This window comes from Pseudomonas sp. 7P_10.2_Bac1 (assembly GCF_025465935.1).
Taxonomy (GTDB): Bacteria; Pseudomonadota; Gammaproteobacteria; order Pseudomonadales; family Pseudomonadaceae; genus Aquipseudomonas.
Map to the genome: position 1 here is coordinate 50,065 of NZ_JANLNV010000090.1, position 26,564 is coordinate 76,628.

The window sequence follows — 26,564 nt, forward strand, 5'->3', positions numbered from 1 at the left end:
ATGGCAACCCACTCAAAAACGGAGAAATTGAACGGTGAGAATTGCACTTTTAATGCTGTTGAGCGCACTGTCGATGCAAAGCTTTGCGGCCACGGTGGGTGAACACCTCGCGCCCTGGACCCTGCAAGACCAGCACGACCAGCCTTACACCCTGGACGCCAACACCCATGTGTTGCTGGTTGCGCGCAACATGGACGGCTCCAAACTGGTCAAGGCAGCATTGCAAGACCAGCCAAAAGGTTATCTTGAAGCACGCCATGTGGCGTTTTTGGCCGACGTGCATGGCATGCCGTCATTGATTGGCAAATTGATCGCCATCCCGAAAATGCGCGACTACAGCTACCGCGTCGTCCTCGACCGCGACGGTAAAATCGCCGCCCAGTACCCAGCCCCAGACGACCAGGTGCTGTGGTTGCAACTGGACAACGGCACCCTCGTGTCACAACAGACCTTTACCACTGCCGCCGAACTGCGTGCCGCCCTGGAAAAACTCCCGGCCCAGTAAAAGCATGCAGTACGTGTAGTCGCTGACGAGGCTGTGATGCGGGGTGCTGGGCCGCCTTAAGGCGGTCGCTTCGCACCCCATCGCAGCTTCAGGCTTGCTCAGCGACTACAAGGAAGCGAAAAACACGCCATTCATTCATAAACCTCATGCAAAGGCTGCACGTTATACGTTTGTCTTGACGCTCCAAGACCCTGAAAATCCTGCCAAATCAATTTCACCGCGCGGGCGACTCTGCCAGCAACATGCGCCGAGTGAATGTAGAAATGAATTAGCCTGCAGGAAATACCACCGATGATCGCCCGTCTCGCCCCCCTCCATCGTCTTGATGACGCTTATCAACGTTTTCTAAGCGCACTGACAACGGAAGGCTTCAAGGGCGAAATCGCCAGTGATTTCGGCCTCAGGACCGTGATGGCAACCGACAACTCTATCTACCAGCGTTTGCCCCAGGCAGCGGTATTCCCCAAAGACTACGCCGACGTCGAATGCCTGACCCGCCTCGCGGCGCGGCCTGAATACCGCTCCATCGTGCTGACCGCACGGGGCGGCGGCACCGGCACCAACGGTCAGTCACTGACAGACGGGTTGGTGGTCGACCTCTCCAGGCACCTCAACAACATCCTGGAAATCAACGTTCAAGAGCGCTGGGTACGAGTGCAAAGCGGCGTGGTCAAAGACCAGCTCAACGCCGCACTCAAAGCCCACGGCCTGTTTTTCGCCCCCGAACTGTCGACCTCGAACCGCGCCACCATCGGCGGCATGATCAACACCGACGCCAGCGGCCAGGGCAGTTGCACCTACGGCAAAACCCGTGACCACGTGCTCGAACTGTCGACCGTGCTATTGGGTGGCCAACGCCTGGACAGCCAGGCGCTGGCCAACGAAAAGGCCGGGCAGCAGGCAGCGCGCCAGGACGTCATCGGCGAGGTCTATCGCTGCGCCCAGGACATAGCCGACAACCAGCAACAGTTGATCAAAGCCATCTTCCCGCCGCTCAACCGCTGCCTAACCGGCTACGACCTCGCGCACCTGCGCGAAGAGGATGGGCGCTTTAACCTCAACAGCTTGCTGTGCGGCTCCGAAGGCTCGCTGGGCTTTATCATCGAAGCCAAGCTCAACGTCCTGCCCATCCCGCGGCATTCGATTCTGGTCAATGTGCGTTATGCCAGCTTCATGGACGCCCTGCGCGATGCCAAGGCATTGATGGCCCTCAAGCCACTGTCGATCGAAACCGTCGACTCGAAAGTGCTGATGCTGGCCATGAAAGACATCGTCTGGCATGGCGTCGCCGAATACTTCCCGCAAGACCCGGACACCCCAACGCTGGGCATCAATCTGATCGAATTCAGCGACGATGACGCCGAGCGCCTGGAACAGCGCGTGCATGAGTTTATCGAACACTTGCACACCGACCACAGCGTGCGCCGCCTGGGCCATACGCTGGCGGTCGGCAGCGAAGCGGTGAAGCGCGTCTACACCATGCGCAAGCGTTCGGTGGGCCTGCTGGGCAACGTCCAGGGCGAAGCCCGGCCGCAACCGTTTGTAGAAGACACCGCCGTGCCGCCGGAGAACCTGGCCGATTACATCGCCGAGTTCCGCGCCTTGCTTGACAGCCACCAACTGGAATACGGCATGTTCGGCCACGTGGACGCCGGGGTCTTGCACGTACGCCCGATCCTGGACATGAAAGACCCGCGCCAGGCCGCGCTGATCCGACCGATTTCCGATGGCGTGGCCGCACTCACCCACAAATACGGCGGCTTGCTGTGGGGCGAGCACGGCAAAGGCCTGCGCTCCGAATACGGGCCTAAATACTTTGGTGAGCTTTACCCCGCACTGCAGGCGATCAAGGCTGCGTTCGACCCGTTCAACCAGCTCAACCCCGGCAAAATCGCCACCCCGGCCCAGCTAAGCACTGCCCGCCTCACCCGCGTGGACGAAGTGCCGCTGCGCGGTGACCTGGACCGCCAGATCGACGAGCGTGTCTGGCAAAGCTACCAGAGCGCCGTGCACTGCAACGGCAACGGCGCCTGCTACAACTTTGATCCTGATGACGCCATGTGCCCTTCCTGGAAGGCCACCCGCGACCGCATTCACTCGCCCAAGGGCCGCGCTTCACTGATGCGCGAATGGCTGCGCCAGCAAGGCGCACAGGGCGTGGATGTGTTGGGCAACTACTCCACCAGCGTGCTGCGCAAAACCCGCAACTCACTGGCCCGATGGTTCGGCGAAAAGGATTTTTCCCACGAAGTGTATGACGCCATGGCCGGCTGCCTGGCGTGCAAATCCTGCGCGGGGCAATGCCCGGTCAAGGTCAACGTGCCGGACTTCCGGGCGCGTTTCCTTGAGCTGTACCACAGCCGCTACCTGCGCCCGCTCAAGGACTATGCCGTCGGCTCGCTGGAGTTCAGCATCCCGCACATTGCGCGCTTCCCAAGGCTGTATAACGCGATGATGAGCGCTGCGCCGGTCAAATACCTGCTCGAGCGCGTGGTGGGCATGGTCGACAGCCCGCTGTTGAGCCTGGTGGATTTTCACAAGGTCTGCACCCAATGGAACGTACAGATCGCCACGCCCAAGGCCCTCTCGCGACTGACGGACGAGCAGCGCAAACGCAGCGTAATTTTGGTGCAAGACGCCTTTACCCGCTATTTCGAAACGCCACTGGCCGCGCAATGGATCGAACTGATTGCACGGCTTGGGTATCAGGTGTACCTCGCGCCCTTCTCGCCCAACGGCAAACCGCTGCAAGTGCAGGGCTTTCTTGGCGCCTTCAAGAAGACCGCCGCCAACACCGCCAAGGGCTTGATGGCGTTGCAGCAAAGTGGCTTGCCACTGGTGGGCCTCGACCCGGCCATGACCCTGGTCTATCGGCAGGAATACGCCAAGACCCTAGATCAGGGAACGGCGCCACACGTGGCCTTGCCGCAGGAATGGCTGGCAACGGCCTTGCCTGCCTCTGTGCAGGACGGCCCCAAACCCGTCTTCCAGTTCTTGCCACACTGCACCGAGCGCACCAACGAGCCAGCGAGCGTTGATCTGTGGAAGAAAGTCTTCGAGGGCTTCGGCCTCTCGCTGCACGTTCTACCCAGCGGCTGCTGCGGCATGTCCGGTACTTACGGGCACGAAACACGCAACGCCAAGACCTCGGCAATTATCTACTCGCAGTCCTGGCAGCCGCTGGTGGAGCGTCACTTGCCGGCGGGCAACCTGATCGCCGATGGGTATTCCTGCCGCAGCCAGGTCAAACGCCATGCGGGTAAAGCGTTGCTGCACCCTTTGCAGGCATTGCTGAGCCACCTTCGCCAATGAGGCAAGTTGTTTGGGCCGGTGAATGATGGCAGGCTGCTCGCATTCGTTGCGATGAGAATAAAAATGGATAATTTTTCCCAGATGCAAGCCTTTCTGTGGGCGCACGAACACGGCAATTTCTCGGTGGCAGCCAGGGCGAACGGACTCACCCCCTCCACCATCAGTAAGCTGATCAGCCGCCTGGAAAACCGCCTGCACGTGCGCCTGTTCCAGCGCGGCTCGCGCAGCCTCACACTCACCGAAGAAGGCGCGGCGTATCTGGTCAGCGCGCGTAAAGTCATGGACGCCATGGCCGAGGCCGACTCACTGGCCGAGGCCTTCCCGACCCGCGTCAGCGGTGCGCTGCGCATTCACACCATGACCACCTTCGCCAAGCATCAGATCGTGCCCTGGCTGGCGGAGTTTCTGGCGACCTATCCAGGCCTCACGGTCGACCTCCAGGTCGGCGCCCAGTATGTCGATCACTTCGACCAAGGGCTCGACATCGCCATCCACAGCGGCGTGCTGCCTGACTCATCGCGCATCGCGCGCAAAATCGGTGAAAGTGCGTGGATCATCTGCGCATCGCCCGACTACCTCGCGCGCAAAGGCACCCCCGAGCATCCTGAAGACCTGCTCAACCACGACTGCTTCAACTTCGGTTTCAACAGCGTGTGGAATAACTGGGAATTCATGATCGATGGCGAGAAAGTCATGATTGCAACCAAGCCCAAGGCCGTGTTCGCGCAAGGTGACCTGCAGCGCGACATCGCTTTGGGCGGCGGCGGGATCGTCAAGCTTGCGCAGTTTCATATCGGCGCAGACATCAAGGAAGGAAAGCTGGTGCCGCTGTTGCAAGACTTCGACATCCCAGCCAAGGAGCCGATCTACCTGATCTACACCAACCGCAAGCACTTGAGCCCGCGGATACAAGTGTTCAGGGATTTTCTGGAGCAGAAATTAAAGGCCTCGCCTTGGGACTAAAACTCTCACTGTCCCTGTAGGAGCGAGCTTGTCTCGCGATCTTTTGATCTTTTTAAAAGATCGCGAGGCAAGCTCGCTCCTACAGTTTTTGCTCGGCGGGGCTGTGCATCAAAAGGTCGGCGGTGATACCGCGCTGACCACAATGCACACCTCATCGAACGGATTGAGCCCGCGGATACAAGTGTTCAGGGATTTTCCGGAGCAGAAATTAAAGGCCTAGCCGTGGGACTAAACCTCTCACTGCCCCTGTAGGAGCGAGCTTGCCTCGCGATCTTTTGATCTTTTTAAAAGATCGCGAGACAAGCTCGCTCCTACAGGTTTTGCTCGGCGGGGCTGTGCATCAAAAGGTCGGCGGTGATACCGCGCTGACCACAATGCACACCTCATCGAACGGATTGCGCATGCGGATACAAGTGTTCAGGGATTTTCTGGAGCAGAAATTAAAGGCCTCGCCGTGGGACTAAACATCTCACTGTCCCTGTAGGAGCGAGCTTGTCTCGCGATCTTTTGATCTTTTTAAAAGATCGCGAGACAAGCTCGCTCCTACAGTTTTTGCTCGGCGGGGCTGTGCATCAAAAGATCGGCGGTGATACCGCGCTGACCACAATGCACACCTCATCGAACGGATTGCGCATGCGGATACAAGTGTTCAGGGATTTTCCGGAGCAGAAATTAAAGGCCTCGCCTTGGGACTAAACCTCTCACTGTCCCTGTAGGAGCCGAGCTTGCCTCGCGATCTTTTGATCTTTTTAAAAGATCGCGAGACAAGCCCGCTCCTACAGTTTTTGCTCGGCGGGGCTGTGCATCAAAAGGTCGGCGGTGATACCGCGCTGACCACAATGCACACCTCATCGAACGGATTGCGCATACGGTGCGGCAGGCGGCTGTCAAAGTAGTAGGCATCCCCCGGCGACAGGACCCGGATTTCATCGCCGACGGTCATTTCCAGGCGGCCTTCAATGATGATGCCCCCCTCTTCGGCGTCGTGGGAATACAGCTCCTGGCCCTCCTCACCGGTGTCCGCACCCGGCTCGTAACGCTCATGAAGGATCATCATTGAACTATTTTCGAGATTCGCCCCCACTTGTCTGTATGATAGCTTCTTGCCATCAGCCAGTTCGACCAAATCACTGGCTTTGTAAAACACGGCACGGTCGACCACGGCCGAGTCTGAAAAAAATACGCTGAGGGTGACATTCAAAGGCCGAAGCAAACGCTTCAAGATACTCACAGACGGGCTGGACTTATCTCGCTCGATAATGGAAAGCGTGGCATGCGGCACACCCGCCAGCTCTGCCAAGCCTCTGATAGAAAGGCCCCGGCTTTGCCGCAGAGCCTTGAGCCTTGCGCCAACGGAGGCTGTCTCCACAACCTCTGGCGGGCTTTCAGGTGGGGCTTCCTGAACATGCGGGCTCCGGCCTGTCGCCAATGTGTGTGTCACGGTTGATTCCTTAGCTAGACGGCACCCGAGTGCGCCAAAGTTTAATTTGAACCTTGAATGACCGATTTCTTTCAGGCGGTACAGACAAGTCAATGCACCAGGTTGGATGATCCCGTCGCTTGCGGCACACTTCAGGCCCAGCACAACGACAGGGTTTAAAAAAGGCTCATCCCTGCAAAAAACTTCTAACACTCTAGCTAAAAAAAAGACTGCCAGCTGAACTTGTCAGTTTTTTTTAAATTTTAGACGTGAAAAAACAATCGCTTACCGACTGGCGGACGATTCCTGGGTTTTACATTCAGCAAAAATAAAGCTTGCTTGTGCCCACCCTCAATGGTAAAAATTTTTACCGATAAAATACAACATCTGCGTAGAGGCTAATAATGCATAAATCACGCCACGCTGTTGCAGCATATGGACTTGCCCTCATTGGACTTGCAGCCTCCCAGGTTGCCACGGCCCGTGATCTAACGATTGTCTCCTGGGGAGGCAACTTTCAGGACGCACAGCGCGAGCTGTTTTTTGCACCTTTCGGCAAGCAAATCGGCAAAAAAGTGCTCGATCAAAGCTGGGATGGCGGGGTCGGCGTACTCGACGCCAAAGTAAAAGCCGGCAACCCGAACTGGGACGTTGTTGAAGTAGAAGCTGAAGACCTCGCCCTGGGCTGCCAAAACGGCCTGTTTGAAAAAATAGACTGGGCCAAAGTCGGCAACAAGGCTGACTTTATTCCGGAAGCAATCAGCGAATGCGGTGTCGGTAACATCGTCTGGAACACCGGCCTGTCGTGGGACGGCGACAAGCTCAAGACCGAGCCGACCTCGTGGGCCGACTTCTTTGACCTGGAAAAAATCCCCGGCAAACGCGGCCTGCGCAAAGGCCCTAAATACGCACTCGAGTTCGCGCTGATTGCCGACGGCGTCAAGCCTTCCGAGGTGTACAACGTCTTGCGCACACCTGAAGGCGTTGACCGCGCGTTCAACAAGCTGGGCACTATCAAGTCGAGCATCGTGTGGTGGGAAGCCGCGGCACAACCGCTGCAAATGCTGTCGGCAGGCGACATCGTGCTGAGCTCTTCGTACAACGGCCGCATTACCGGTTTCAACACCAATGAAGGCAAGAACTTCAAGTTCCTGTGGAACGGCAGCGTGTCGGCCATCGATTCCTGGGCGGTACTCAAGGGCAGCGCCAACAAGGCTGAAGCCATGGACTTCATCGCCTTCTCCAGCAAGCCCGAAGAACAGGCCAAGCTGCCCAAGTACATCGCCTACGGCCTGACCAACAAAAACGCCAACAACTTTGTGCCCCAAGAGCTGAAACACACCCTGCCCACCACCCCGGAAAACCTCGCGCAGTCGCTGCCAATCGATGTCGAGTTCTGGGCTGACAACATCGAACCGCTGACCGAGCGTTTCAACGCCTGGGTCGTGCAGAAGTAAGCGGGGCTGTTTGCGGCTCATAGCGCAGCGCGTCGCCGGGACGAAAACCCGCGTGGCGGCTGCAATGAAGCGCGAACACACCCAGGGCAACACTGCCACCCACCCCACCGGTGGCAGGTTCCGCGTCGTTATTGCTGCGCCGGTGTCTGTTCTTGTTCGGTGAACGGGCGACCCCGGCGCAGCTTATGTGTGCCTGCTCTCAAGTGAGGATGGATACGTGAAACACTTGGTCAGTTTTAAAAATATTCAGAAGACCTACGACGGCATACGCCCCGTGGTCAAGGATTTGAACCTCGATATCAAAGAAGGCGAATTTGTCACCCTGCTCGGCCCGTCCGGCTCCGGCAAAACCACCAGCCTGATGATGCTGGCTGGCTTTGAAACGCCGACCCACGGCGAAATTTTTCTCAACGACAAACCCCTGCACAACCTCCCGCCGCACAAGCGCAACATCGGGATGGTGTTCCAGAACTATGCGCTGTTTCCGCACATGACCATTGAGCAAAACCTGGCGTTCCCGCTTTCTGTCCGCAAAATCAACAGCGTCGACAAAAAACACAAGGTAAGCCGCGCTCTGGACATGGTGAAACTCACCGACTTCGCCAAACGCTACCCGGCCCAACTCTCGGGTGGTCAGCAACAACGTGTCGCGCTGGCACGTGCACTCGTGTTCGAACCCAAACTGGTCCTGATGGACGAACCGCTGGGCGCGCTCGACAAACAACTGCGCGAACACATGCAACTGGAAATCAAGCACCTGCACCAACAACTTGGCCTGACCGTGGTGTATGTGACCCACGACCAGAGCGAAGCCCTGACCATGTCCGATCGCGTGGCGGTGTTCAACGACGGCGTGATCCAGCAGATCGACACCCCGACAGCCATCTATGAGGCACCGAACAAAAGCTTCGTGGCGAAATTTATCGGTGAAAACAACACCCTGCTCGGCACCTTTGTGTACCGCGACGAACAATACGCCGTGGCCCGCCTGGCAGACGGCAGCCTGATCCGCGCAGTGCCAGTGGCCGAGTCCCAGCCTGGCGATCAAGTGGCCCTGTGCATCCGCCCGGAGCGCGTCATGGTCGGCCCTGCCGGCAGCGCACCACTGACCGCACGCATTCTGGAATACATCTACCTGGGCGATCACGTACGCATGATCACCGAAATTGCCGGGCAACCGGACTTCATGGTCAAGCTGCCCGCAGCACACATGAATAACAGCTGGACCGTCGGCAGTTCGATTTCACTTTCCTGGTCCCCAGAGCACATTCGCGCTCTGGATGTGACCACACACTGAGATGTCGATCATGAGTCAGTCCGCCGCCATCCCGTCAGGCCCGGCCAAGGAGCAGCCCTTCAACCTCAGGGCCAAGCTCAGAAGATCCGAACGCGCTTTCAAGTTCAAATCCCTGCTGCTGATCGCACCGTTGTTTGTGTTTGTGCTGGTGTGCTTTGCCTTCCCCATTGGCACCCTGCTCTCGCGCAGCGTCGATAACCCCGACGTGCACACCGCGCTGCCAGCCACTGTCGAAGTATTGGCCGCCTGGAAAGGCAAAAACCTGCCCAACGAGCAGGCTTTCGCGGCGCTGGTCAGCGACCTGAACAACGCCAAGGAAAACGGCCAGATTGGCGCGCTTTCCAAGCGTCTGAGCTATGAGATCCCGGCCTACCGGACCCTCATCAACAAAACGCTGCGCAACCTCCCGGCCAGTGATGTGGCGTCCAAACGCGATGCGTTACTCGCCATCGACAGTGCCTGGGGCGAGCTCAATTACTGGAAAGCCCTGAAGCAGGCGTCGTCCAGCATGACGCCGTACTTCCTGTTGGCCGCACTTGACCATCGCGTGGACTCAGCCACGGGTAACATCGTCAAGGCCGATCCCAACCAGTCGATCTACGTCGACATCTTCGCCCGTACGTTCTTTATCGGCGGCGTCGTCACCCTGCTCTGTCTGGTGCTGGGCTTCCCGGTGGCGTATTGGCTGGCGACCTTGCCGGAGGGCAAAAGCAACCTGCTGATGATCTGCGTGCTGCTGCCGTTCTGGACCTCGCTGATCGTCCGTACTGCGGCTTGGGTGGTGCTCTTGCAGTCGGATGGCCTGATCAACCGCTCGCTGCTGTTTCTGGGGGTGATCGACTCGCCGGTACAACTGGTGTTCAACCGCACTGGGGTGATCATCGCGATGACCCACGTGCTGCTGCCGTTCATGATCTTGCCGCTGTACAGCGTGATGAAAAACATCCCGGGCAACTACGTGCGGGCGGCGATTTCACTCGGCGCCCACCCGTTTGTCGCGTTCTGGCGGGTGTACGTGCCGCAGACCTTCGCTGGCCTGGCCGCAGGCGCGCTGCTGACCTTCATTCTTGCCATTGGCTACTACGTGACTCCGGCCCTGGTGGGTGGCGCTGCAGACCAGATGGTCAGCTACTTCGTGGCGTTCTACACCAACAAAACCGTGAACTGGGGCATGGCTTCGGCGCTCGGCAGCCTGCTGCTGATTGCCACCCTCTTGTTGTATGGGGTGTACGGCAAACTCACCACCCCTCACCAGGCGAGGTCATGACCATGCTGCAGCCTTATGCGTCCAAAACTGAAAAGCTGGCCCGCTTCGCACTGGTCTCGCTCTGCCTGTTGGTGCTGCTGTTTTTGATTATCCCGGTGCTGGTGATCATTCCGCTGTCGTTCAACTCGTCATCCTTCCTGACTTACCCCATGGACGGGTTTTCATTGCGTTGGTACGAGGAGTTGATGTCATCGCAGGAATGGCGCCAGGCCTTTAAAAACAGCTTCATCATCGCGCCCGCGGCCACCGCCCTGGCGATGATCTTCGGCACCCTGGCCTCCGTGGGCCTGTGCCGGGGCAACTTCCGGTTCAAGGGCCTGATCATGGCGTTTCTGATCTCGCCCATGATCGTGCCGCTGGTGATCGTAGCGGTGGGCTTGTACTTCTTCTTTGCCAAGTTGCAACTGCTCAACAGCTACACCGGCCTGGTTCTGGCGCACGCCATGCTCGGCGTGCCCTTTGTCGTGATCACCGTGAACGCGACCTTGCAGGGCTTCGACACCAACCTGAGCCGGGCTGCCGCCAGCCTGGGCGCCCCGCCGCTAACGGTGTTTTTCAAGGTGATCTTGCCACTGATCGCCCCGGGAGTGATTTCCGGAGGCCTGTTCGCGTTTGCCACCTCGTTTGATGAAGTCGTGGTCACGCTGTTTCTGTCCAGCCCTTCGCAACGCACCCTGCCCTTGCAAATGTTCTCGGGCATCCGCGAAAACATCAGCCCCAACATTGCCGCCGTCGCCACCATCATGGTCATTCTTTCAGTGTTGATGTTGTTGACCCTGGAAGTCCTGCGACGACGCAACGAGGCCCTGAAAATCAAACAACAATAACGCCACACGACGCCTTAGCAACGCCTTCAACCTTCCCGGGCCAACCGCCCGGGGCGGGTAACGCTTGTCCAAATTCAGAGGTTTTTATGCCGAATCTAGTGGGTGATGTTTCCAGTGCAGCCCGCATCCTGCCTGATCTCAATGGTGAAAAACTGTTTATTCGCAACGGTAAAGGCGCCTACCTGTGGGACGACCAGGGCCGTCAATACATCGATACCGCGCTAGGCTTTGGCGCCGTGTTGCTAGGCCATTCCAATGACGCAGTCAATGCGGCTGTCAGCCAGGCCCTGAGCGACAGCGCCGCGCCGTCCTGGGCCCACGTGCGCGAACATGCCGCCGCGTCCGAGCTGGCCCAGCACACCGGAGAGCTGTCCAAGGTGATCTTCACCAACTCGGGCAGCGAAGCGGTGCACCTGGCGTGCCGGGCGGCCCGGGCGTACACCGGCCGCGGCAAGATCGCCAAAATGGCGGCCGGTTTCGATGGCTGGTTCGATGACATCAGCTATGGCAACGTCACCTCCACTGAAGCCGACTTCACCGACGGCAACCGCCCTTCGACAGAACGCACCACATTGCTGCGCTTCAATGACTTTGACGACGTCGAGCGGCTGTTTGCCGAAGACAACAACATTGCTGCGGTGATCCTTGAACCGATGCTGGCCAACGCGGGCTGCATCATGGCATTGCCGGGGTACCTCAAACACGTACAAGACATCGCCCACCAACATGGCGCGCTGGTCATCAGCGACGAAGTGCTGATGGGCTTTCGCCTGTACCCGGGCCTGGCGGCCCTGCAAGAAGGTCTGGACCCCGACATCGCCAGCGTCGGCAAAGCCATCGGCAACGGCGTGCCGGTGTCGGCAGTGGTCGCCAAACCGCACATCATGGCGGGCTTTGAAGAGGGGCGAGTCACACGCGGCGGCACCTTCAGCGGCAACCCCATGGCCTGCGCAGCCGTGACCACCACCCTGACACAACTGGACTGCGCTGATTACCCCCAATTGATCGCCCGCGGCGACGCCTTGCGCGGCGCCATAGAAAACATCTTCAAAGGCCACGGCATCACCGTCACCACCAGCGGCTACGGCAACGTATTTGGCATCTGGCACGGCCCAGTCGCCCCGAGCACCTACCAACAAGCGGCGCAACTCGCCAACCCGGCCTTCAGCAAAGACCTGCACCTGGCCCTGCGCGAAGCGGGCGTGCTGATCATGCCATCGCCCTATGGCCGGTTGTACCTGAGCTTCGAACACGATGACCGCGTAATCGAAGAGATTAAAACCGCGTTTGACCAGGCAGCGCATAAATTGAGTGCCGCATACAGAGCCTAACGGTGCGGGAGGGTTGTGCGGCGGCTGTAGCCCCTTGATCTTGGCCACTTTGCCGCTTAGCTGTATAGCTCAGGTAAAGCATCGCTGTTCACGCAGCAATGATTCCAACTCTTGTGTGGGTAAAGGTCGGCTGAAGAGGTAGCCCTGGACCTGGTCACAGCCGTTTTGGGTCAGAAACGCCAATTGCTCCGGGGTTTCGACCCCTTCGGCAATGACCTGCAGGTTGAGGCTATGGGCCAGTTCGATGATGGTGCGGGCAATGGCCGAGTCCTGGGCGTTGTGGGGCACTTCGCGGATAAAGGCGATGTCGATCTTTAATTTATCGATGGGGAATCGGCTCAAGTAAGCCAGGCTCGAATACCCCGTGCCAAAGTCGTCAATGGAGATTTTCATACCGATATCACGCAGTGCCAGCAAACTGGCAATGGTCTCCGGAGTGTTGATCATCAATGAACTCTCGGTCAGTTCAAGCTCCAACCACTGAGGCTCAACCTGGTACTCATCCAATGAACGCCGGATGTCTTCTACCAGGCCACCTTCGGTGATCTGGTGCGCCGAGACGTTGACCGCCACCTGCGCCACCCCCAACCCCGAACGCTGCCAATAGGCGATTTGTTTGCACACGCTGGCAATCACCCACTGCCCCACCGTGGAGATCAGCCCCATGTCCTCCAAAATAGGCACAAAAACCGCCGGCGAGACGCTGGGCAGCCCCGGCCGGTGCCAGCGCAACAGCGCTTCGACGCCCGACAGCGTGCCGTCGCTCACGCGTATCTTGGGCTGGTAGTACAACTCAAAGGCCTGCTTGCGCACCGCCTCACGCAAGGCCGTTTCCAGCTCTTGGCGTGCTTGCACTTCGACGTTCATTTGCGCGGTGTAAAACCGATAAGTGTCCCGGCCCGCTTGTTTGGCGCGATTCATCGCGGTGTTGGCATGCTTGATCAGGCACTCGGCATCGGCACCGTCTTCGGGGTAAAGGGCAATCCCGATGCTGGCAGTCAGGGTCACGTCCTGGTCATGAACCCGGAACGGCTCACGCAACACTTCACGAATGCGATCCACAATCTGCTTGGGCCCCAACTGCCCCTTGCGGATCATCAGGATCAAGGCCAACTCGTCCCCATCCATACGGCCCAATGTGTCACTGACGTTCAGGCAATTAGACAAGCGATGGCTGAACTCAGCCAGCACCTGATCACCGATCAAGTGCCCCCAGACTTCATTGAGGCTTTTAAAGTCATTCAGATCGACCGTGCACACCGCCAGATGCCAACCTCTGAGCTCGGCCTGGGTCAAGCCCATTTGCAACGTGGTGTAAAACAGATCGCGATTGGGCAAGCCGGTCAACGGGTCATAGTTGGCCATCTTCAGCAGGCGTTCATCGCTGCTCATGGCCGAACGGAACTGCTCTACATCAATGGTGCGCTTTTGCAGCTGCTGTTCGAGCAGCAAGGTATGCACCACTTGATAGTCACCAAAGGCCTTGAGCCGCAACAAATTACGCACCCTCAGCCACAGCTCGTCATTGACCACCGGCTTACTGAGCACGTCTTCGGCGCCCGCCTCCAGCCCTGTAAGCCGCGCGCTTTGTTCAGTGCGGCCCGAGAGCATGATGATCGGAATATTGGCCGTCGACAGGCTCGCCTTGAGCTGGCGGGCCACCTGATAACCGTCCATCCCCGGCATCATTGCATCGAGCAGGATCAAGTCGGGCGTGTGCTTGGCGACCATGTCCAGGGCCATCTCCCCGGAGCTGGCGCTCAGTGTTAAATAGCCCTGTTCCTGTAACAGGATCCCCAGCAGTTTTCGGATGCCTGGGTCATCATCAACAATCAAGACCGTGGCCGGCGTTGTAGGCATGAAGAATCCTCAATTCAGTCGGCCTGGTTTTCCAGCCATGAACGGTCTTCGGGTGGTTTGCGCAAGGTATGAGCCTTGTGCGACAAGGGCTCGCGCTTTAAGTGGATTGGAGTAAAGCACCCTTCTGAGGGTTTCTCCACGCGAGTGCTCTACAGAGTGCCAGCCATCAGCCCTCGAGGGCGAAGATCCGCCTCAACAGCCGGACTTGAGGGGGGGAGTTGTTTAGAAACAATCGCTAACAACACGACCGTTCCCAGGCCGTGCAAGCCGGAAAATCAGCCGTTTCGTACGAAACTTCGCTTTCAATCTAGCGAAACTTCCGAGAAAATCCCGTTCGCTTGCTCCGCTCCACTTCGAGGCATAGTCTCTGGCCATCGCTGTCCATCAGCGGTTGGGTTTAGTAGCCCGACGATGTGATCAGGCGCAAGGCGCCACCTCCGCGGGGCGTTTTTTTCGGCCCGCGTTTTATGGTGGCCGTGCGCAGGGCGTCTTCGGGCGCGCCGGGTTCCTGATCACCGGTCTACTAACCTGCGTACGGCTGCCACCCACTCGTTTAGTAGCGACAGGTGACAGCTCCTTTAAGTGATCAGGAGTTGTACCCATGAAAAAAATTGTCCCCGATCCGCCCTCCCCTTCCCTGCACGATGCTGCTGAATGCGATGCACAGTCGCTGGACCGCGCCGCCGCCGAGCGCGCGCTCAATTACTACCTGCAAGAACCCAAGCCTCCACGTCACATGCACATGGCCACCTATGCCATCCCGGACAGCGTTGATCTGGAAGCGGCTTTGGCTCAAGCCTCAGACTTGCTGGGCTGCGCGGGTGCTTCGGCAAGCGAAGCGGGAAACAGCCTTAGCGGGCACGCGCGCCATCTGGTGTTATCGACCCTGCACCTGGTGGAGCTGGCCAAGGCGTATATCGATAAATCGCTGGACGGTTTACCAACGAACTAAAGCAGCGCGCGCCTGCTTGGCGACAGGCGCTTCAACCCTCCGGTAGGTGAAACGGCAATGTCACCCTCACACGCCTAGCGTTTGTGGCCCTGCATGACAGGCTCGGCAATACCGGCCAAACCCGCAAAAGACACATCAAAGCTACCCACCCGAACACCTCACCACCTGCTCGCTCATATCGCCATACAGCCCATAGTTGATCGAGAACGCGACAAGCCCAACGCTTTATGCAGATGTTTGATCTGGCAATACAACTCGCCCATGTTTACGCAAGGCTTGGCGTCATGGCTTCGCGCTTTAACACAACTGTCATTAATACTAAGCAGCCCGACCGGCACTTTGACCAAGGCCGAGTGCACCATATAAGTGCAACAACCGATCCAGACTTAACGGCCCGGGCTAGCCCATAGGCTCGATGCCAGTCGAGAGAACAGCGCATCACTCTTGAACGCACCCAGCGGCCAACCGACGCCACCTTCTGCCATAGGCCCCAACCGGGCGAACCCCATGACACGCGGGTTTCCATAGGCTCTACCAACACAGCCGAGGGTGACGTAAGACGGTGATCAGCTCTGACGTAAGAAGCGTCTACAGGTGAACCCGGCCTCATCCGAATTGTTGAGGCAGCCGACAATACCCGGCCTCAATGGGCTGTGTTATCGCTGTGCGATTGCTTGCATAAGCGCACTAAATTGAAGCGCCAATCAAGTCGCCTTAACACATCTTGAGCACATTAGTAGTGTCAAACTCGACAACAATAGCCAGTAATCAAATGCTATTTATCGAATATCGGTCGATAGGATGTTTTGATATGCACATCAATATCACAGTGCCACCACCACTAAGTTTAGGTGAATAGTCATACAAGTTCGAACTCTAAAGTCTGAGTATGCATAACATATAAACAAACAGTTCTTACGTGAGGCACATTGCTGTACTGCCAGCGGCCCGACGAGACTGAGATGGCGGCGGAGCCCATGATCAGCGAGCCCGAGCCCACATCTGACCCGAGCGAGGGTTAGCAACCGGCACAGCGCTGCCAACAGATGCACATTAAGGTCAGAGAGTACAGCCCAAAAGCCCGCAGATTGAGCCTTTGCAGCCAAAGCCACTGCAAATTCAGAGGCAAAACGTGCCCCCAAAACCTCCCTGAAGGATCGTCAACCACACGTCTGAAATGTCAATTTTCGTCAAGAAAAAACAAGAAAATGTTATTTTTTGTCAAGCAAAATTCGTTGAAAAAGGCTATATATAGCCCCTCTCGTTACATCTTGTATATAAAGGTTGATCTTAGAGACGCTGAGCCGTTAATATTTTCGCACCTACAACTTCACACCGGCCTTATCTGTGTTTCAGACAGAAGGAACTGTTGCCTTGTGAAGGCCATGTCTACATAGCAATTGCTACACATCGGCTTTTACACACAGGTACAGCCATTGCCCAAAAGCGGGAATGGCGGTCGTGACGATTAGTTGAATGCTCTCGCCGGCTGAGCATATTTGGCACAAAGGAAGCTGCCTTGTTTAAACGAATCTTGATTGTCTGCGTCGGCAACATCTGCCGCAGTCCAACAGCAGAACATATGCTGCGGGTCGCCCTTGCCCCCTCCGATATTGTCGTGAGTTCTGCGGGGTTGGGCGCCTTGGAAAACCACGCCATCGAAAAAAACGCCCGTGCTGTCCTTGAAAGCAAAGGTCATGTCCTGGGCGAGCATAGCGGTACCCAACTCAACTCAACTCTGATAAATGATTCGGATCTCATCCTTGTCATGGAAAAGAAACACATTGACGGTGTACTGAAAATTGCCCCGGAAGCACGCGGTAAAGTCTTGTTGCTGGGCAAATGGCAAAATAACCGAGAAATCGACGACCCCTATCGCCAGGGGAAAGCCGCCTTCGACCATGCGTACGCGCTAATTGAAGAAGCTGTCAACGCATGGGCCCAGCGCCTAAAGCGCTGAGTCATTTCCTGTTTACCTGTGAAGAAAAAGAATCGAACTATGCAGCAAGCACCCGTGACAAAGTCCCATGAACACGAAGACGATAACGACGAAATCGACCTTATGGGGTTGTTGGGCACGCTGATCGATCACAAATGGTTGATCGCAGGTGTTACCGGCGTATTTATGGCCGCGGGCGTGGCGTATGCGCTCCTGGCTACTCCGGTGTATCAGGCGAATGCGTTGATCCAGGTTGAGCCGAAGAAGAATGACCCGTTGGGGTTTTCTGATGTCAGCAGCTTGCTGGGTAAAGAGTCGCCGTCGGCTACTGAGATTGAGCTGATTAAGTCGCGTAAGAATATCGGTGCGACCGTTGATAACCTGAAGCTGGATATCGACGTACAGCCAAATCGCTTCCCACTGATCGGGGAGTTTGTAGCACGTCGCTTTAAACCAGAAACAGATGATGAAGTCGCAAGCCCACTGTTGGGCATGAATAGCTATGCATGGGGCGGAGAAGAGCTAAAGGTCGCCCAGCTTGAAGTTCCACGGGATTTATTGGGCAAACAACTGACTCTGGTCAGTGATGGCGCCGGAACTTTTACTCTTCTTGACGACGACAATAATCTCTTGGCTAAAGGTGAAGTTGGCCAGGATATCAATGAGCATGGCATCAAGCTCCAGGTTGAAGCGCTACACGCGAATCCTGGAACTAAATTCACCGTAGTCCGCAATCCACGCCTCAACACCATCATGGACTACCAAAAGGAATTAGACGTTTCTGAGCGCGGAAAAGACTCCGGAATGATCGGTTTGGCTCTCGAAGACAAAAATCCAACAATAGCTATTCAAACACTGAACGAGATTGCGCGCTTGTATGTGCAGCAAAACGTTGAGCGGACCTCTGCAGAGGCTGCTCAAAGCCTTGGTTTTCTAAGAGACCAATTACCTCAAGTACGCAAGGATCTGGAAAAAGCTGAAAATGCTCTGAATGCCTTCCAGATACGCAGTAAATCCATCGATATCAGCCTCGAAGCAAAGGCTATTCTTGACCAAATTGTAGCCTTGGACACCAGCATCTCTGCTCTTAAACTGCAAAAGGCAGAGATGGATCGTAAATTCACTCCACAGCACCCAGCTTATCGGGCGCTAATGGGACAGCTTGCTGAACTAACGGCTAAACAAAATCGCTTAGCAAAGCAAGTTGAAGGTCTACCTACAACGCAGCAAGAACTGCTGAGCCTGACCCGCGATTTGAAGGTCAGTACCGAGATCTACACTCAGTTGCTGAATAAATCCCAAGAATTAGACGTCATGCGCGCTGGCGCAGTTGGTAACGTGCGTTTGATCGATACCGCCGATGTAGATCTACTAAGTCCGGTCAAGCCTAAAAAAGCATTGATCGTATTGATAGCAACCTTGATTGGTGCTGTCATATCGATCGGCTATGTTCTGTTTCGCAGAGCGCTTAACCGCGGCGTGCAAAATCCAGATGACATTGAGAAACTCGGCCTGCCGGTATATGCCTCAATTCCATTTAGCTCACTGCAAAAAGTCGAAGATGACAAGAGCACTGGCGGCCGTGGCACACGTGTCACACCGTTGCTGGCAAGCAGCCATCCAACTGACCTTGCAATTGAGGGGATGCGCAGTCTACGTACTAGCTTGCATTTCGCCATGCTAGAAGCTGACAACAACCGACTCATGATCTCAGGCCCTAGCCCTAAGGTTGGTAAGTCTTTCGTGTCCTCAAACCTGGCTGCAGTTATCGCGCAATCGGGCCAGCGCGTACTGCTAGTCGACGTGGATATGCGCAAAGGCTATATCCATAAAATGTTTGATATCCCAGTTGAAAATGGTCTGTCAGATGTACTGGCTAAACGCTGCGATTTAAATACTGCAACTCACAGCTCAGAAGTAGAAAATCTCTATGTGATAGGCCGCGGGCAAATACCCCCAAACCCATCTGAACTACTGATGCATAAAAACTTTACCGAGTTCCTTGATCAAGTCAGTGCGGACTACGATCTGGTCATTCTCGATACACCACCTTTCCTTGCCGTAACCGATGCAGCAATTGTTGGCCGCCAGTCAGGCACAAACCTTATTGTTACTCGATTTGAACTGAACCCAGCACGCGAAGTCGAACTGACCATGCGTCGTTTTGCGCAAAGTGGTATCAATCTAAAAGGCGCTATTTTTAACGGCGTTGAAAAGCGTGCTTCAGCAAAATATGGCTATGGCGCATATGGTTATTACAACTACGAGTACAAGTCTGATAGCGTTTAATTTAATTCATCCCTATTGACAACCCAAGCACCCTAAAACCCAAGGGTGCTTTTACTGTTAGACAACTATTTTAAGCCTCGCAAATTAAAAATACCGCTTTCAGGAATTGGCGAATAATCCTGGGGCGGTAGCGTGCCTAAATCAGTATTGAGTCGATATAAACGAATACTTTTTAACCACGCTCAATATCAAATAGCCATATCAAGAATTTAAAATTATCTGCCCGACAAGTAAAAAGGCATAACGCTAAATGTCAAATCACAGCCTTAGACGCCTTATTAACATTGTCTTACGAGGCACTACTCTAGCCAGCAAATTTCTCCTGATTTTTTTTCTGGCCAAATTCCTTGAGCCACAGGAATTGGGCCTGTACGGCCTACTCACCGTCACAATCAGCTACGCCCTGTATTTACTTGGATTCGATTTCTACACCTTCACTACGCGTGAGATTCTAAAGCGGGAACGTCATGAATGGGGAGGACTGCTGAAGGACCAAGGCGCCCTCTCACTAGTGCTATACATCATTGTTTTACCACTACTGACATTGATATTTATCCAAGGGCTTTTACCCTGGAGCGTTGCTGGTTGGTTTTTTGCACTGCTGGTATTAGAGCATTTGACCCAAGAGTTAAGCCGCCTGTTAATCGCTATCTCTGAACAGTTGCTTGCCAGCATCATGCTATTTCTACGGTCTGGGATTTGGGCAGTCATTGTGACCGCAGTGATGTTTTTTCGAGCCGATACCCGTGATCTGAACATCGTATTAGGTGCTTGGACCCTGGGCAGTTTCACTGCTCTGCTGCTGGCGATTTATCGATTGAAGCAATTAAATATCGCTGGCTGGCACAAGAAAATAAGCTGGCAATGGATAGGGACTGGCCTGAAAGTCGCGATTCCATTATTGCTCGCAACTCTGGCACTTCGCGGACTGCTAACCATAGATCGCTACTGGTTTGCTGACTTGGTGAATTTGGAGGTACTGGGAGCTTATGTGTTGTTTATGGGTATCAGTAACGCCCTTCTATCATTTCTAGATGCTGGTGTGTTTGCTTTCATCTATCCGGCCCTCATCAGTGCGCATCACAGTAAGGATGCCGCTAGCTTCCGCTTTAAACTTCGAGCGCTTCTATGGCAAACGGTAATATTGTCGGCTGTATTTGCAATTATTGCTCTACTGGTGATAGACCCATTGCTGGTATGGCTTAATAAACCTTTGTACCAGGCAAATGAAAACTTGTTTTCATGGACATTGTTAATCACCCTGCTCTCTGCGCTAGGCATGATTCCGCACTATGCGCTGTATGCCCAAGGGTTCGACCGGCCCATAATTCATAGCCATATTGCGAGCCTGGTGATTTTTATTCCAGCCACTTGGTTGTTGTCCCTGCACTGGCCACTACAAGCAGTGCCTGCAGGGCTGTGCATAGCTTTCTTGTTGATATTGTTGTGGAAAAGTCTGGCTTTTATACGCTTGACCCCAACGCAATATCGATAACACCTCCCCCTGAACCTTAAAGTACTTCACGAAGGAACCTGTTGAATGCTCACTAACAAAACGATTCTTGTCACTGGTGGTACCGGCTCTTTCGGTAACACTTTTGTGCCAATGACCCTGGCCAAATACAACCCGAAAAAAATCATCATTTTCTCCCGTGATGAGATGAAACAGTGGGACATGGCCAAGAAATATGAAGGTGACTCGCGTGTACGCTTCTTCATTGGCGACGTTCGTGACAAAGAGCGTCTGTACCGTGCACTCGACGGTGTTGACTATGTCGTTCACGCTGCCGCAACCAAAATTGTACCGACTGCCGAGTACAACCCGTTTGAATGCGTGAAAACCAACATCAATGGCGCCATGAATCTGATTGATGCCTGCATTGACAAGCGAGTTCACCGCACTGTTGCACTGTCTACTGACAAAGCCAGCAGCCCAATCAACTTGTACGGTGCTACCAAGTTGGCTTCTGACAAATTGTTTGTCGCTGGCAACTCCTATTCGGGTGGCCATGATTCGAGCTTCTCCGTAGTACGTTACGGAAACGTAATGGGCTCTCGTGGATCGGTTATTCCATTCTTTATGTCGATCAAAGACAAGGGCATGTTGCCAATCACCGATGACCGCATGACTCGCTTCATGATCTCCCTTGAAGACGCTGTCAAACTGGTATGGCACGCGTTTGAAGACATGGAAGGCGGTGAGATTTATGTTAAAAAAATTCCGTCGATGAAAGTGACTGATCTGGCACGCGTGGTCGCACCAGAAGCTGAACAGAAAGTCATCGGTATCCGTCCAGGCGAAAAGCTGCACGAGCAGATGATCAGCGCTGAAGACGCTTACTACACCTACGAATATCCGGAACACTTCAAGATCCTGCCAACCATCAATGGCTGGGCCACTTGCCCTAAACGCATCAAAGATGGTGTGCGCGTACCTGAAGGTTTCGTCTACGCAAGTGACAACAACACTGAGTGGATGACCGACGCAGAGCTGGAAGACTGGATCGAAACTAACCGCGAAAAGATCGGGAGCATCTAAGGCATGATTCCCTACGGCCGCCAAGACATCACCCAGACCGATATTGATGCGGTCGTGGGGGTTCTGCAATCTGACTTCCTGACCCAGGGTCCAATGGTTCCGCGCTTTGAGCAAAGTGTGGCTCAACATGTGGGCGCGAGCCATGCATTGGCTGTGAACAGTGCCACTTCAGCGCTGCACATCGCCTGCTTGGCCCTGGGGCTTGGGCCGGGCGATCAGTTGTGGACGACACCGATCACCTTTGTCGCTTCAGCCAACTGCGCTTTGTATTGTGGCGCTGAAGTCGACTTTGTTGACATTGATCCACGCACTTACAACCTATGCGCACAAGCACTCGCACAAAAACTGGAACAGGCAGAACTCGCCGGTAAACTTCCAAAAATCGTTGTGCCCGTTCACTTATGTGGCCAACCGTGTGACATGCAAGCCATTCATGCGCTGTCCCAGCGCTATGGTTTCAAGATTATTGAAGATGCTTCTCACGCCATTGGTGGCAAATACCAAGGCGAGTTCATCGGAAATTCCCGCTACAGCGATATCACCGTGTTCAGCTTTCACCCTGTGAAAATCATCACCACCGCAGAAGGTGGTATGGCGCTGACCAACGATGACGAATTGGCTAGCAAGATGGCCCTGCTGCGTAGCCACGGCATTACGCGTGACCCTGCGCAAATGACTCACGAAGCAGACGGCCCTTGGTATTACCAACAAATAGATCTGGGCTTCAACTACCGCATGACTGAACTGCAAGCCGCACTCGGTGTGACCCAGATGGAACGTTTGGATCAATACGTGGCTCGTCGTCATGAACTGGCACGCCGCTATGATGATCTGCTGACCGACCTGCCGGTAACGACACCGTGGCAGCATGCAGACAGCTACTCTGGCCTGCACTTGTATGTGATTCGCTTGCAACTGGATCAAATCCAGAAGACTCACCGCCAGGTTTTTGAATCGCTACGCGAACAAGGTATTGGCGTAAACCTGCACTACATCCCCGTGCATATGCAACCGCACTATGAACGTATGGGTTTTGAGCCAGCAGATTTCCCGCAGGCACAGGTCTATTACAAAGAAGCAATCAGCATCCCGATGTTTCAAACAATGACTGATGAACAGCAGGACGAAGTCATCGCCGCGCTGCGCGTCGCGGTGCAGCCATGAAGGTGGCGATCATCCCTGCCCGCGGAGGCAGCAAGCGTATTCCACGCAAAAACATCAAGCTGTTCTGCGAAAAGCCGATGATCGCCTGGTCCATTGAAGCAGCCCTCAAAAGTGGCTGCTTTGATCAGGTCCTCGTGTCGACCGATGACGAAGAAATTGCCGAGGTTGCCCGTAGCTATGGCGCCACGGTGCCATTTATGCGCCCGGTGCATCTGTCTGACGACCATACCGGCACCATCCCGGTTATTCAGCACGCCATTGAGTGGGTGAATAATCAGGGACATTCGGTTGAACAGGCGTGCTGTTTGTATGCAACGGCTCCATTCGTCAGCCCTGAGGATATTCGTCGTGGTTTAAAAATCCTGGGAACCAGTGGTGGCGACTATGCGTTTTCAGTCACCAGCTATGCCTTCCCTATTCAGCGAGCCATTCGCCTGAATGGAAAAGGCCGAGTTGAAATGTTCAACCCAGAACACTTCAATACCCGCTCTCAGGATCTTGAAGAAGCATTTCATGATGCTGGTCAGTTCTACTGGGGCAAAGCGGATGCATGGCTACAAGGTCGTATGATTTTCGGCACAGGTTCAGTGCCCGTAGCCCTGCCACGCCATCGTGTACAAGACATCGACACACCAGAAGACTGGGTACGTGCTGAATGGTTGTTCAAAGCATTGCAGGCTGAAGTACAGTGAAGCCAAACTCTCTAACAGTGGCCTTCCGGGTCGATGCCTCGCTGCAAATGGGCACAGGGCACGTGATGCGTTGCCTGACCCTCGCCGAAGCAATGAAGCAAGACGGCGGCGATTGTCAGTTCATTTGCAGGGAACATCCAGGCAACCTGATTGAGCACATTCGCAGCAAGGGCTTCCAAGTACATGTATTACCACTATCGGGCTCAAATTTGAGCTCGTCAGCCTTTAAGGACGAAGAATTACAATTGGCTCACGCCGAATGGCTGGGTTCAACACATCAGGAAGATGCAACTCAAAGCACTGCAATCCTTAGCGAACTGAAACCAGACTGGTTGATAGTAGATCACTATGCGCTGGATGCGCGCTGGGAAGTAACGCTTAAACCGTACTACCACAAACTTATGGTTATTGATGATCTAGCCGACCGAGCACATAGGTGTGACCTATTACTGGATCAGACTTTCGGTCGCGACAGCAAAGACTATGAAGCCTGGACACCAGACAGCTGTACCCTACTCTGCGGTTCACAGTACTCACTACTGAGGCCTGAGTTTGCAGCATTGCGTAGTTACAGCCTGGAGCGCAGGAAAAACCCGCAACTGAAACACTTGCTTATCACCATGGGCGGCGTTGACAAAGACAATGCCACTGGGCAAATCTTGCAGGCACTTAAAAACGCCGAACTTCCAGGCAACTGCGAAATCAGTGTGGTAATGGGCAGTACGGCTCCTTGGCTTGCCGAGGTTCAACTACTCGCTGAACAAATGCCGTGGCAAACAACAGTCAAGGTTGGCATCAGTGATATGGCGCAATTGATGGCTGATAGCGATTTAGCCATTGGCGCTGCGGGGGCAACATCTTGGGAGCGTTGCTGTTTGGGCTTGCCAACTATAATGCTGGTGCTTGCTGACAACCAGAGAATGGCCGCAGGTATTTTGGACAGTGCACAAGCTGCCGTGATGTTGTGTAATGACGATGATATGGATGCAAAGTTGGCCAAAATCCTTGCTAATTTTGCGCGTGATGCACGTCGCCTTAATAATATTACAGACCACGCTAAAAAAATTACAGACGGCACAGGTTGCAAAATTGTCGCCGATTCGCTGAACTTGTTGAGTCTCAATTAATGGAGCATGTAATGCAGGCATTTGGAAAGCTGCGCAATATAAACCAACAAGAGCTTGAACTAATGCTCAGCTGGAGAAACGCTCCCAGCGTGCGGGCCAACATGTATACTCGTCATGAAATTAGCATGGATGAACATCTTGCTTGGTGGGCGCGGACTCAAGAACGCGATGACCAACGTTACTTCATGTACGAAACAGATAATGTACCTCTGGGCATCGTTGGCTTTACTGGCATAGATAAGACTAACAAAAACTCCTCTTGGGCATTTTATGCCTCTCCAGAAGCGCCGAAAGGTACGGGTAGCAAAATGGAGTTTTTAGCATTGGAGTGCGCATTCAATGAACTTGGACTGCATAAACTTCATTGTGAAGTTCTAGCATTCAATGCCCCTGTGATTAAGTTACATCAGAAATTTGGCTTCAGCGTCGAAGGTATCCTTCGTGAACATCACAAAATAGATCAAGAATTTATCGATATCTATCAGCTAGGGCTACTCGCCTTCGAATGGGATGAGAAACGCATCGACATGATGAATAAATTGATAAAACTCTCAGGAAAAAACGCATGAATCCTAAAATTTCGATTGCTGGACGTCCAATTGGTCCCGATTACGCGCCTTACATCATCGCTGAGCTCTCCGCCAACCATAACGGTAAGCTCGAAACAGCGCTGAGAATTATCGAGGAAGCAAAAAAAGCCGGCGCTGATGCAGTCAAGCTCCAGACCTATACTGCTGACACCATTACCCTAGACTCAGACACTGAGGAATTTCAGATCCATGGCGGACTCTGGGATGGTAAAAACCTTTACCAACTATATAAAGAAGCTCAAATGCCTTGGGAGTGGCATGCGACCTTGTTTGAGCATGCGCGTAAATTAGGCATTACAATTTTTAGCTCTCCGTTCGACAACAGTGCAGTCGACTTGCTCGAAAGCCTGAACGCACCAGCTTATAAAATTGCGTCGTTTGAAGCTGTAGACCTGCCGCTCATCAAGTATGTAGCTAGCACAGGTAAGCCAATGATTATTTCTACGGGCATGGCCGATGCAGAAGAAATTCAGGAAGCAATTGATGCCGCTCGTGAAGGTGGTTGCAAGGAACTGACTATTCTCCACTGCGTAAGTGGTTACCCTGCCCCAGCGGAAGATTACAACTTGCGCACCATCCCCGACATGATGAATCGCTTCGGACTGGTAACAGGTCTATCCGATCATACTCTGGATAATACAACAGCCATAGCAAGTGTTGTTATGGGTGCTTCGGTTATTGAAAAGCACTTTACTTTAGATCGCAGCGGTGGTGGGCCGGACGATAGTTTTTCATTAGAGCCTACAGAATTGGCTGCATTATGCCGTGATAGCAAAACCGCTTGGGCGTCATTGGGCAAAGTCGATTACGGACGAAAGTCCAGTGAGCAAGGAAACGTGAAGTTCCGTCGCTCTCTATATTTTGTTAAAAATTTGAAGGCTGGTGATGTGATTACACGCGATGCAGTTAGAAGCGTTCGCCCAGGATTCGGTTTACCACCTAAATACCTACACAAAATTCTTGGTCAACGCGTAAATCAAGATGTATCAGCCAACACCGCGACCAGTCTTGACTTCCTAAGCATATAATTATC

23 protein-coding genes are annotated in these 26,564 nt (G+C 54.4%); 21 read left to right on the top strand and 2 right to left on the bottom strand.

Annotated features, from left to right (window positions below; genetic code table 11):
* Window positions 1-34: 34 nt before the first annotated feature.
* The 6 genes from NTD86_RS21560 (at window position 35) to NTD86_RS21585 (ending at window position 5,476) form a co-directional block, all read left to right on the top strand.
* Entirely contained in the window at window positions 35-505 is a 471-nt protein-coding gene (locus tag NTD86_RS21560; RefSeq protein ID WP_262205322.1) for an FAD/FMN-containing dehydrogenase, read from the top strand.
* Between the two features lie 291 nt (window positions 506-796).
* A complete protein-coding gene (locus NTD86_RS21565; protein WP_262205324.1) occupies window positions 797-3,817 on the top strand; it encodes an FAD-binding and (Fe-S)-binding domain-containing protein in 3,021 nt (1,006 codons plus the stop codon).
* 63 nt (window positions 3,818-3,880) lie between these two features.
* Complete coding sequence (locus NTD86_RS21570) at window positions 3,881-4,780, top strand: LysR family transcriptional regulator (RefSeq protein ID WP_262205325.1); 900 nt, start codon at window positions 3,881-3,883, stop codon at window positions 4,778-4,780.
* A 28-nt stretch (window positions 4,781-4,808) separates the two neighbouring features.
* Entirely contained in the window at window positions 4,809-5,000 is a 192-nt protein-coding gene (locus NTD86_RS21575; protein ID WP_262205326.1) for a hypothetical protein, read from the top strand.
* A gap of 40 nt (window positions 5,001-5,040) precedes the next feature.
* Complete coding sequence (locus NTD86_RS21580) at window positions 5,041-5,244, top strand: hypothetical protein (protein WP_262205328.1); 204 nt, start codon at window positions 5,041-5,043, stop codon at window positions 5,242-5,244.
* A gap of 28 nt (window positions 5,245-5,272) precedes the next feature.
* The gene (locus NTD86_RS21585; protein ID WP_262205329.1) at window positions 5,273-5,476 is read left to right on the top strand and encodes a hypothetical protein; all 204 of its coding nucleotides are present in this window, start codon (window positions 5,273-5,275) and stop codon (window positions 5,474-5,476) included.
* A gap of 109 nt (window positions 5,477-5,585) precedes the next feature.
* On the opposite strand, the gene NTD86_RS21590 is transcribed toward NTD86_RS21585, so the two are convergent.
* Window positions 5,586-6,413 (bottom strand): cupin domain-containing protein, encoded by an 828-nt coding sequence (locus tag NTD86_RS21590; protein WP_315974765.1) that lies wholly within the window; start codon window positions 6,411-6,413, stop codon window positions 5,586-5,588.
* A gap of 191 nt (window positions 6,414-6,604) precedes the next feature.
* Between NTD86_RS21590 and NTD86_RS21595 the strand changes: the two genes are divergently transcribed.
* The 5 genes from NTD86_RS21595 (at window position 6,605) to NTD86_RS21615 (ending at window position 12,379) form a co-directional block, all read left to right on the top strand.
* The gene (locus NTD86_RS21595; protein ID WP_262205331.1) at window positions 6,605-7,657 is read left to right on the top strand and encodes an ABC transporter substrate-binding protein; all 1,053 of its coding nucleotides are present in this window, start codon (window positions 6,605-6,607) and stop codon (window positions 7,655-7,657) included.
* Window positions 7,658-7,850: 193 nt separating this feature from the next.
* Window positions 7,851-8,954 (top strand): ABC transporter ATP-binding protein, encoded by a 1,104-nt coding sequence (locus NTD86_RS21600; protein ID WP_262205568.1) that lies wholly within the window; start codon window positions 7,851-7,853, stop codon window positions 8,952-8,954.
* A gap of 10 nt (window positions 8,955-8,964) precedes the next feature.
* Window positions 8,965-10,221 (top strand): ABC transporter permease, encoded by a 1,257-nt coding sequence (locus NTD86_RS21605; RefSeq protein WP_262205332.1) that lies wholly within the window; start codon window positions 8,965-8,967, stop codon window positions 10,219-10,221.
* A 2-nt stretch (window positions 10,222-10,223) separates the two neighbouring features.
* Window positions 10,224-11,048: an ABC transporter permease gene (locus tag NTD86_RS21610; RefSeq protein WP_262205569.1), complete on the top strand. Its 825-nt coding sequence runs from the start codon at window positions 10,224-10,226 to the stop codon at window positions 11,046-11,048.
* An 86-nt stretch (window positions 11,049-11,134) separates the two neighbouring features.
* Complete coding sequence (locus NTD86_RS21615) at window positions 11,135-12,379, top strand: aspartate aminotransferase family protein (RefSeq protein WP_262205334.1); 1,245 nt, start codon at window positions 11,135-11,137, stop codon at window positions 12,377-12,379.
* Between the two features lie 69 nt (window positions 12,380-12,448).
* Here NTD86_RS21615 and NTD86_RS21620 read toward each other — a convergent pair whose 3' ends face one another.
* Complete coding sequence (locus tag NTD86_RS21620) at window positions 12,449-14,239, bottom strand: putative bifunctional diguanylate cyclase/phosphodiesterase (RefSeq protein ID WP_262205336.1); 1,791 nt, start codon at window positions 14,237-14,239, stop codon at window positions 12,449-12,451.
* Between the two features lie 601 nt (window positions 14,240-14,840).
* Here NTD86_RS21620 and NTD86_RS21625 point away from each other — a divergent pair.
* From NTD86_RS21625 to pseI, 10 genes are all read left to right on the top strand, one after another.
* On the top strand, window positions 14,841-15,191 hold the full coding sequence (locus tag NTD86_RS21625; RefSeq protein ID WP_262205337.1) for a DUF6124 family protein: 351 nt from the start codon (window positions 14,841-14,843) through the stop codon (window positions 15,189-15,191).
* Between the two features lie 1,519 nt (window positions 15,192-16,710).
* A complete protein-coding gene (locus NTD86_RS21635) occupies window positions 16,711-17,151 on the top strand; it encodes a low molecular weight protein-tyrosine-phosphatase (protein WP_262205338.1) in 441 nt (146 codons plus the stop codon).
* A 39-nt stretch (window positions 17,152-17,190) separates the two neighbouring features.
* Entirely contained in the window at window positions 17,191-19,419 is a 2,229-nt protein-coding gene (locus NTD86_RS21640; RefSeq protein WP_262205340.1) for a polysaccharide biosynthesis tyrosine autokinase, read from the top strand.
* A 250-nt stretch (window positions 19,420-19,669) separates the two neighbouring features.
* Window positions 19,670-20,914 carry a lipopolysaccharide biosynthesis protein gene (locus tag NTD86_RS21645; protein ID WP_262205341.1) on the top strand — a complete coding sequence of 415 codons (1,245 nt, stop codon included), beginning with the start codon at window positions 19,670-19,672 and terminating at the stop codon, window positions 20,912-20,914.
* A 45-nt stretch (window positions 20,915-20,959) separates the two neighbouring features.
* The gene (gene pseB, locus NTD86_RS21650; RefSeq protein ID WP_262205342.1) at window positions 20,960-21,958 is read left to right on the top strand and encodes a UDP-N-acetylglucosamine 4,6-dehydratase (inverting); all 999 of its coding nucleotides are present in this window, start codon (window positions 20,960-20,962) and stop codon (window positions 21,956-21,958) included.
* 3 nt (window positions 21,959-21,961) lie between these two features.
* Window positions 21,962-23,122, top strand: coding sequence for a UDP-4-amino-4,6-dideoxy-N-acetyl-beta-L-altrosamine transaminase (pseC, locus tag NTD86_RS21655; protein ID WP_262205343.1), 1,161 nt, complete (start codon window positions 21,962-21,964; stop codon window positions 23,120-23,122).
* A complete protein-coding gene (pseF, locus tag NTD86_RS21660) occupies window positions 23,119-23,814 on the top strand; it encodes a pseudaminic acid cytidylyltransferase (protein ID WP_262205345.1) in 696 nt (231 codons plus the stop codon). The genes pseC and pseF overlap by 4 nt, the downstream gene beginning before the upstream one ends.
* 65 nt (window positions 23,815-23,879) lie before the next feature.
* Entirely contained in the window at window positions 23,880-24,941 is a 1,062-nt protein-coding gene (gene pseG, locus NTD86_RS21665) for a UDP-2,4-diacetamido-2,4,6-trideoxy-beta-L-altropyranose hydrolase (RefSeq protein WP_410017004.1), read from the top strand.
* An 11-nt stretch (window positions 24,942-24,952) separates the two neighbouring features.
* A complete protein-coding gene (pseH, locus tag NTD86_RS21670) occupies window positions 24,953-25,510 on the top strand; it encodes a UDP-4-amino-4,6-dideoxy-N-acetyl-beta-L-altrosamine N-acetyltransferase (protein WP_262205348.1) in 558 nt (185 codons plus the stop codon).
* A complete protein-coding gene (pseI, locus tag NTD86_RS21675) occupies window positions 25,507-26,559 on the top strand; it encodes a pseudaminic acid synthase (protein ID WP_262205350.1) in 1,053 nt (350 codons plus the stop codon). The genes pseH and pseI overlap by 4 nt, the downstream gene beginning before the upstream one ends.
* The last annotated feature ends 5 nt before the right edge of the window (window positions 26,560-26,564 follow it).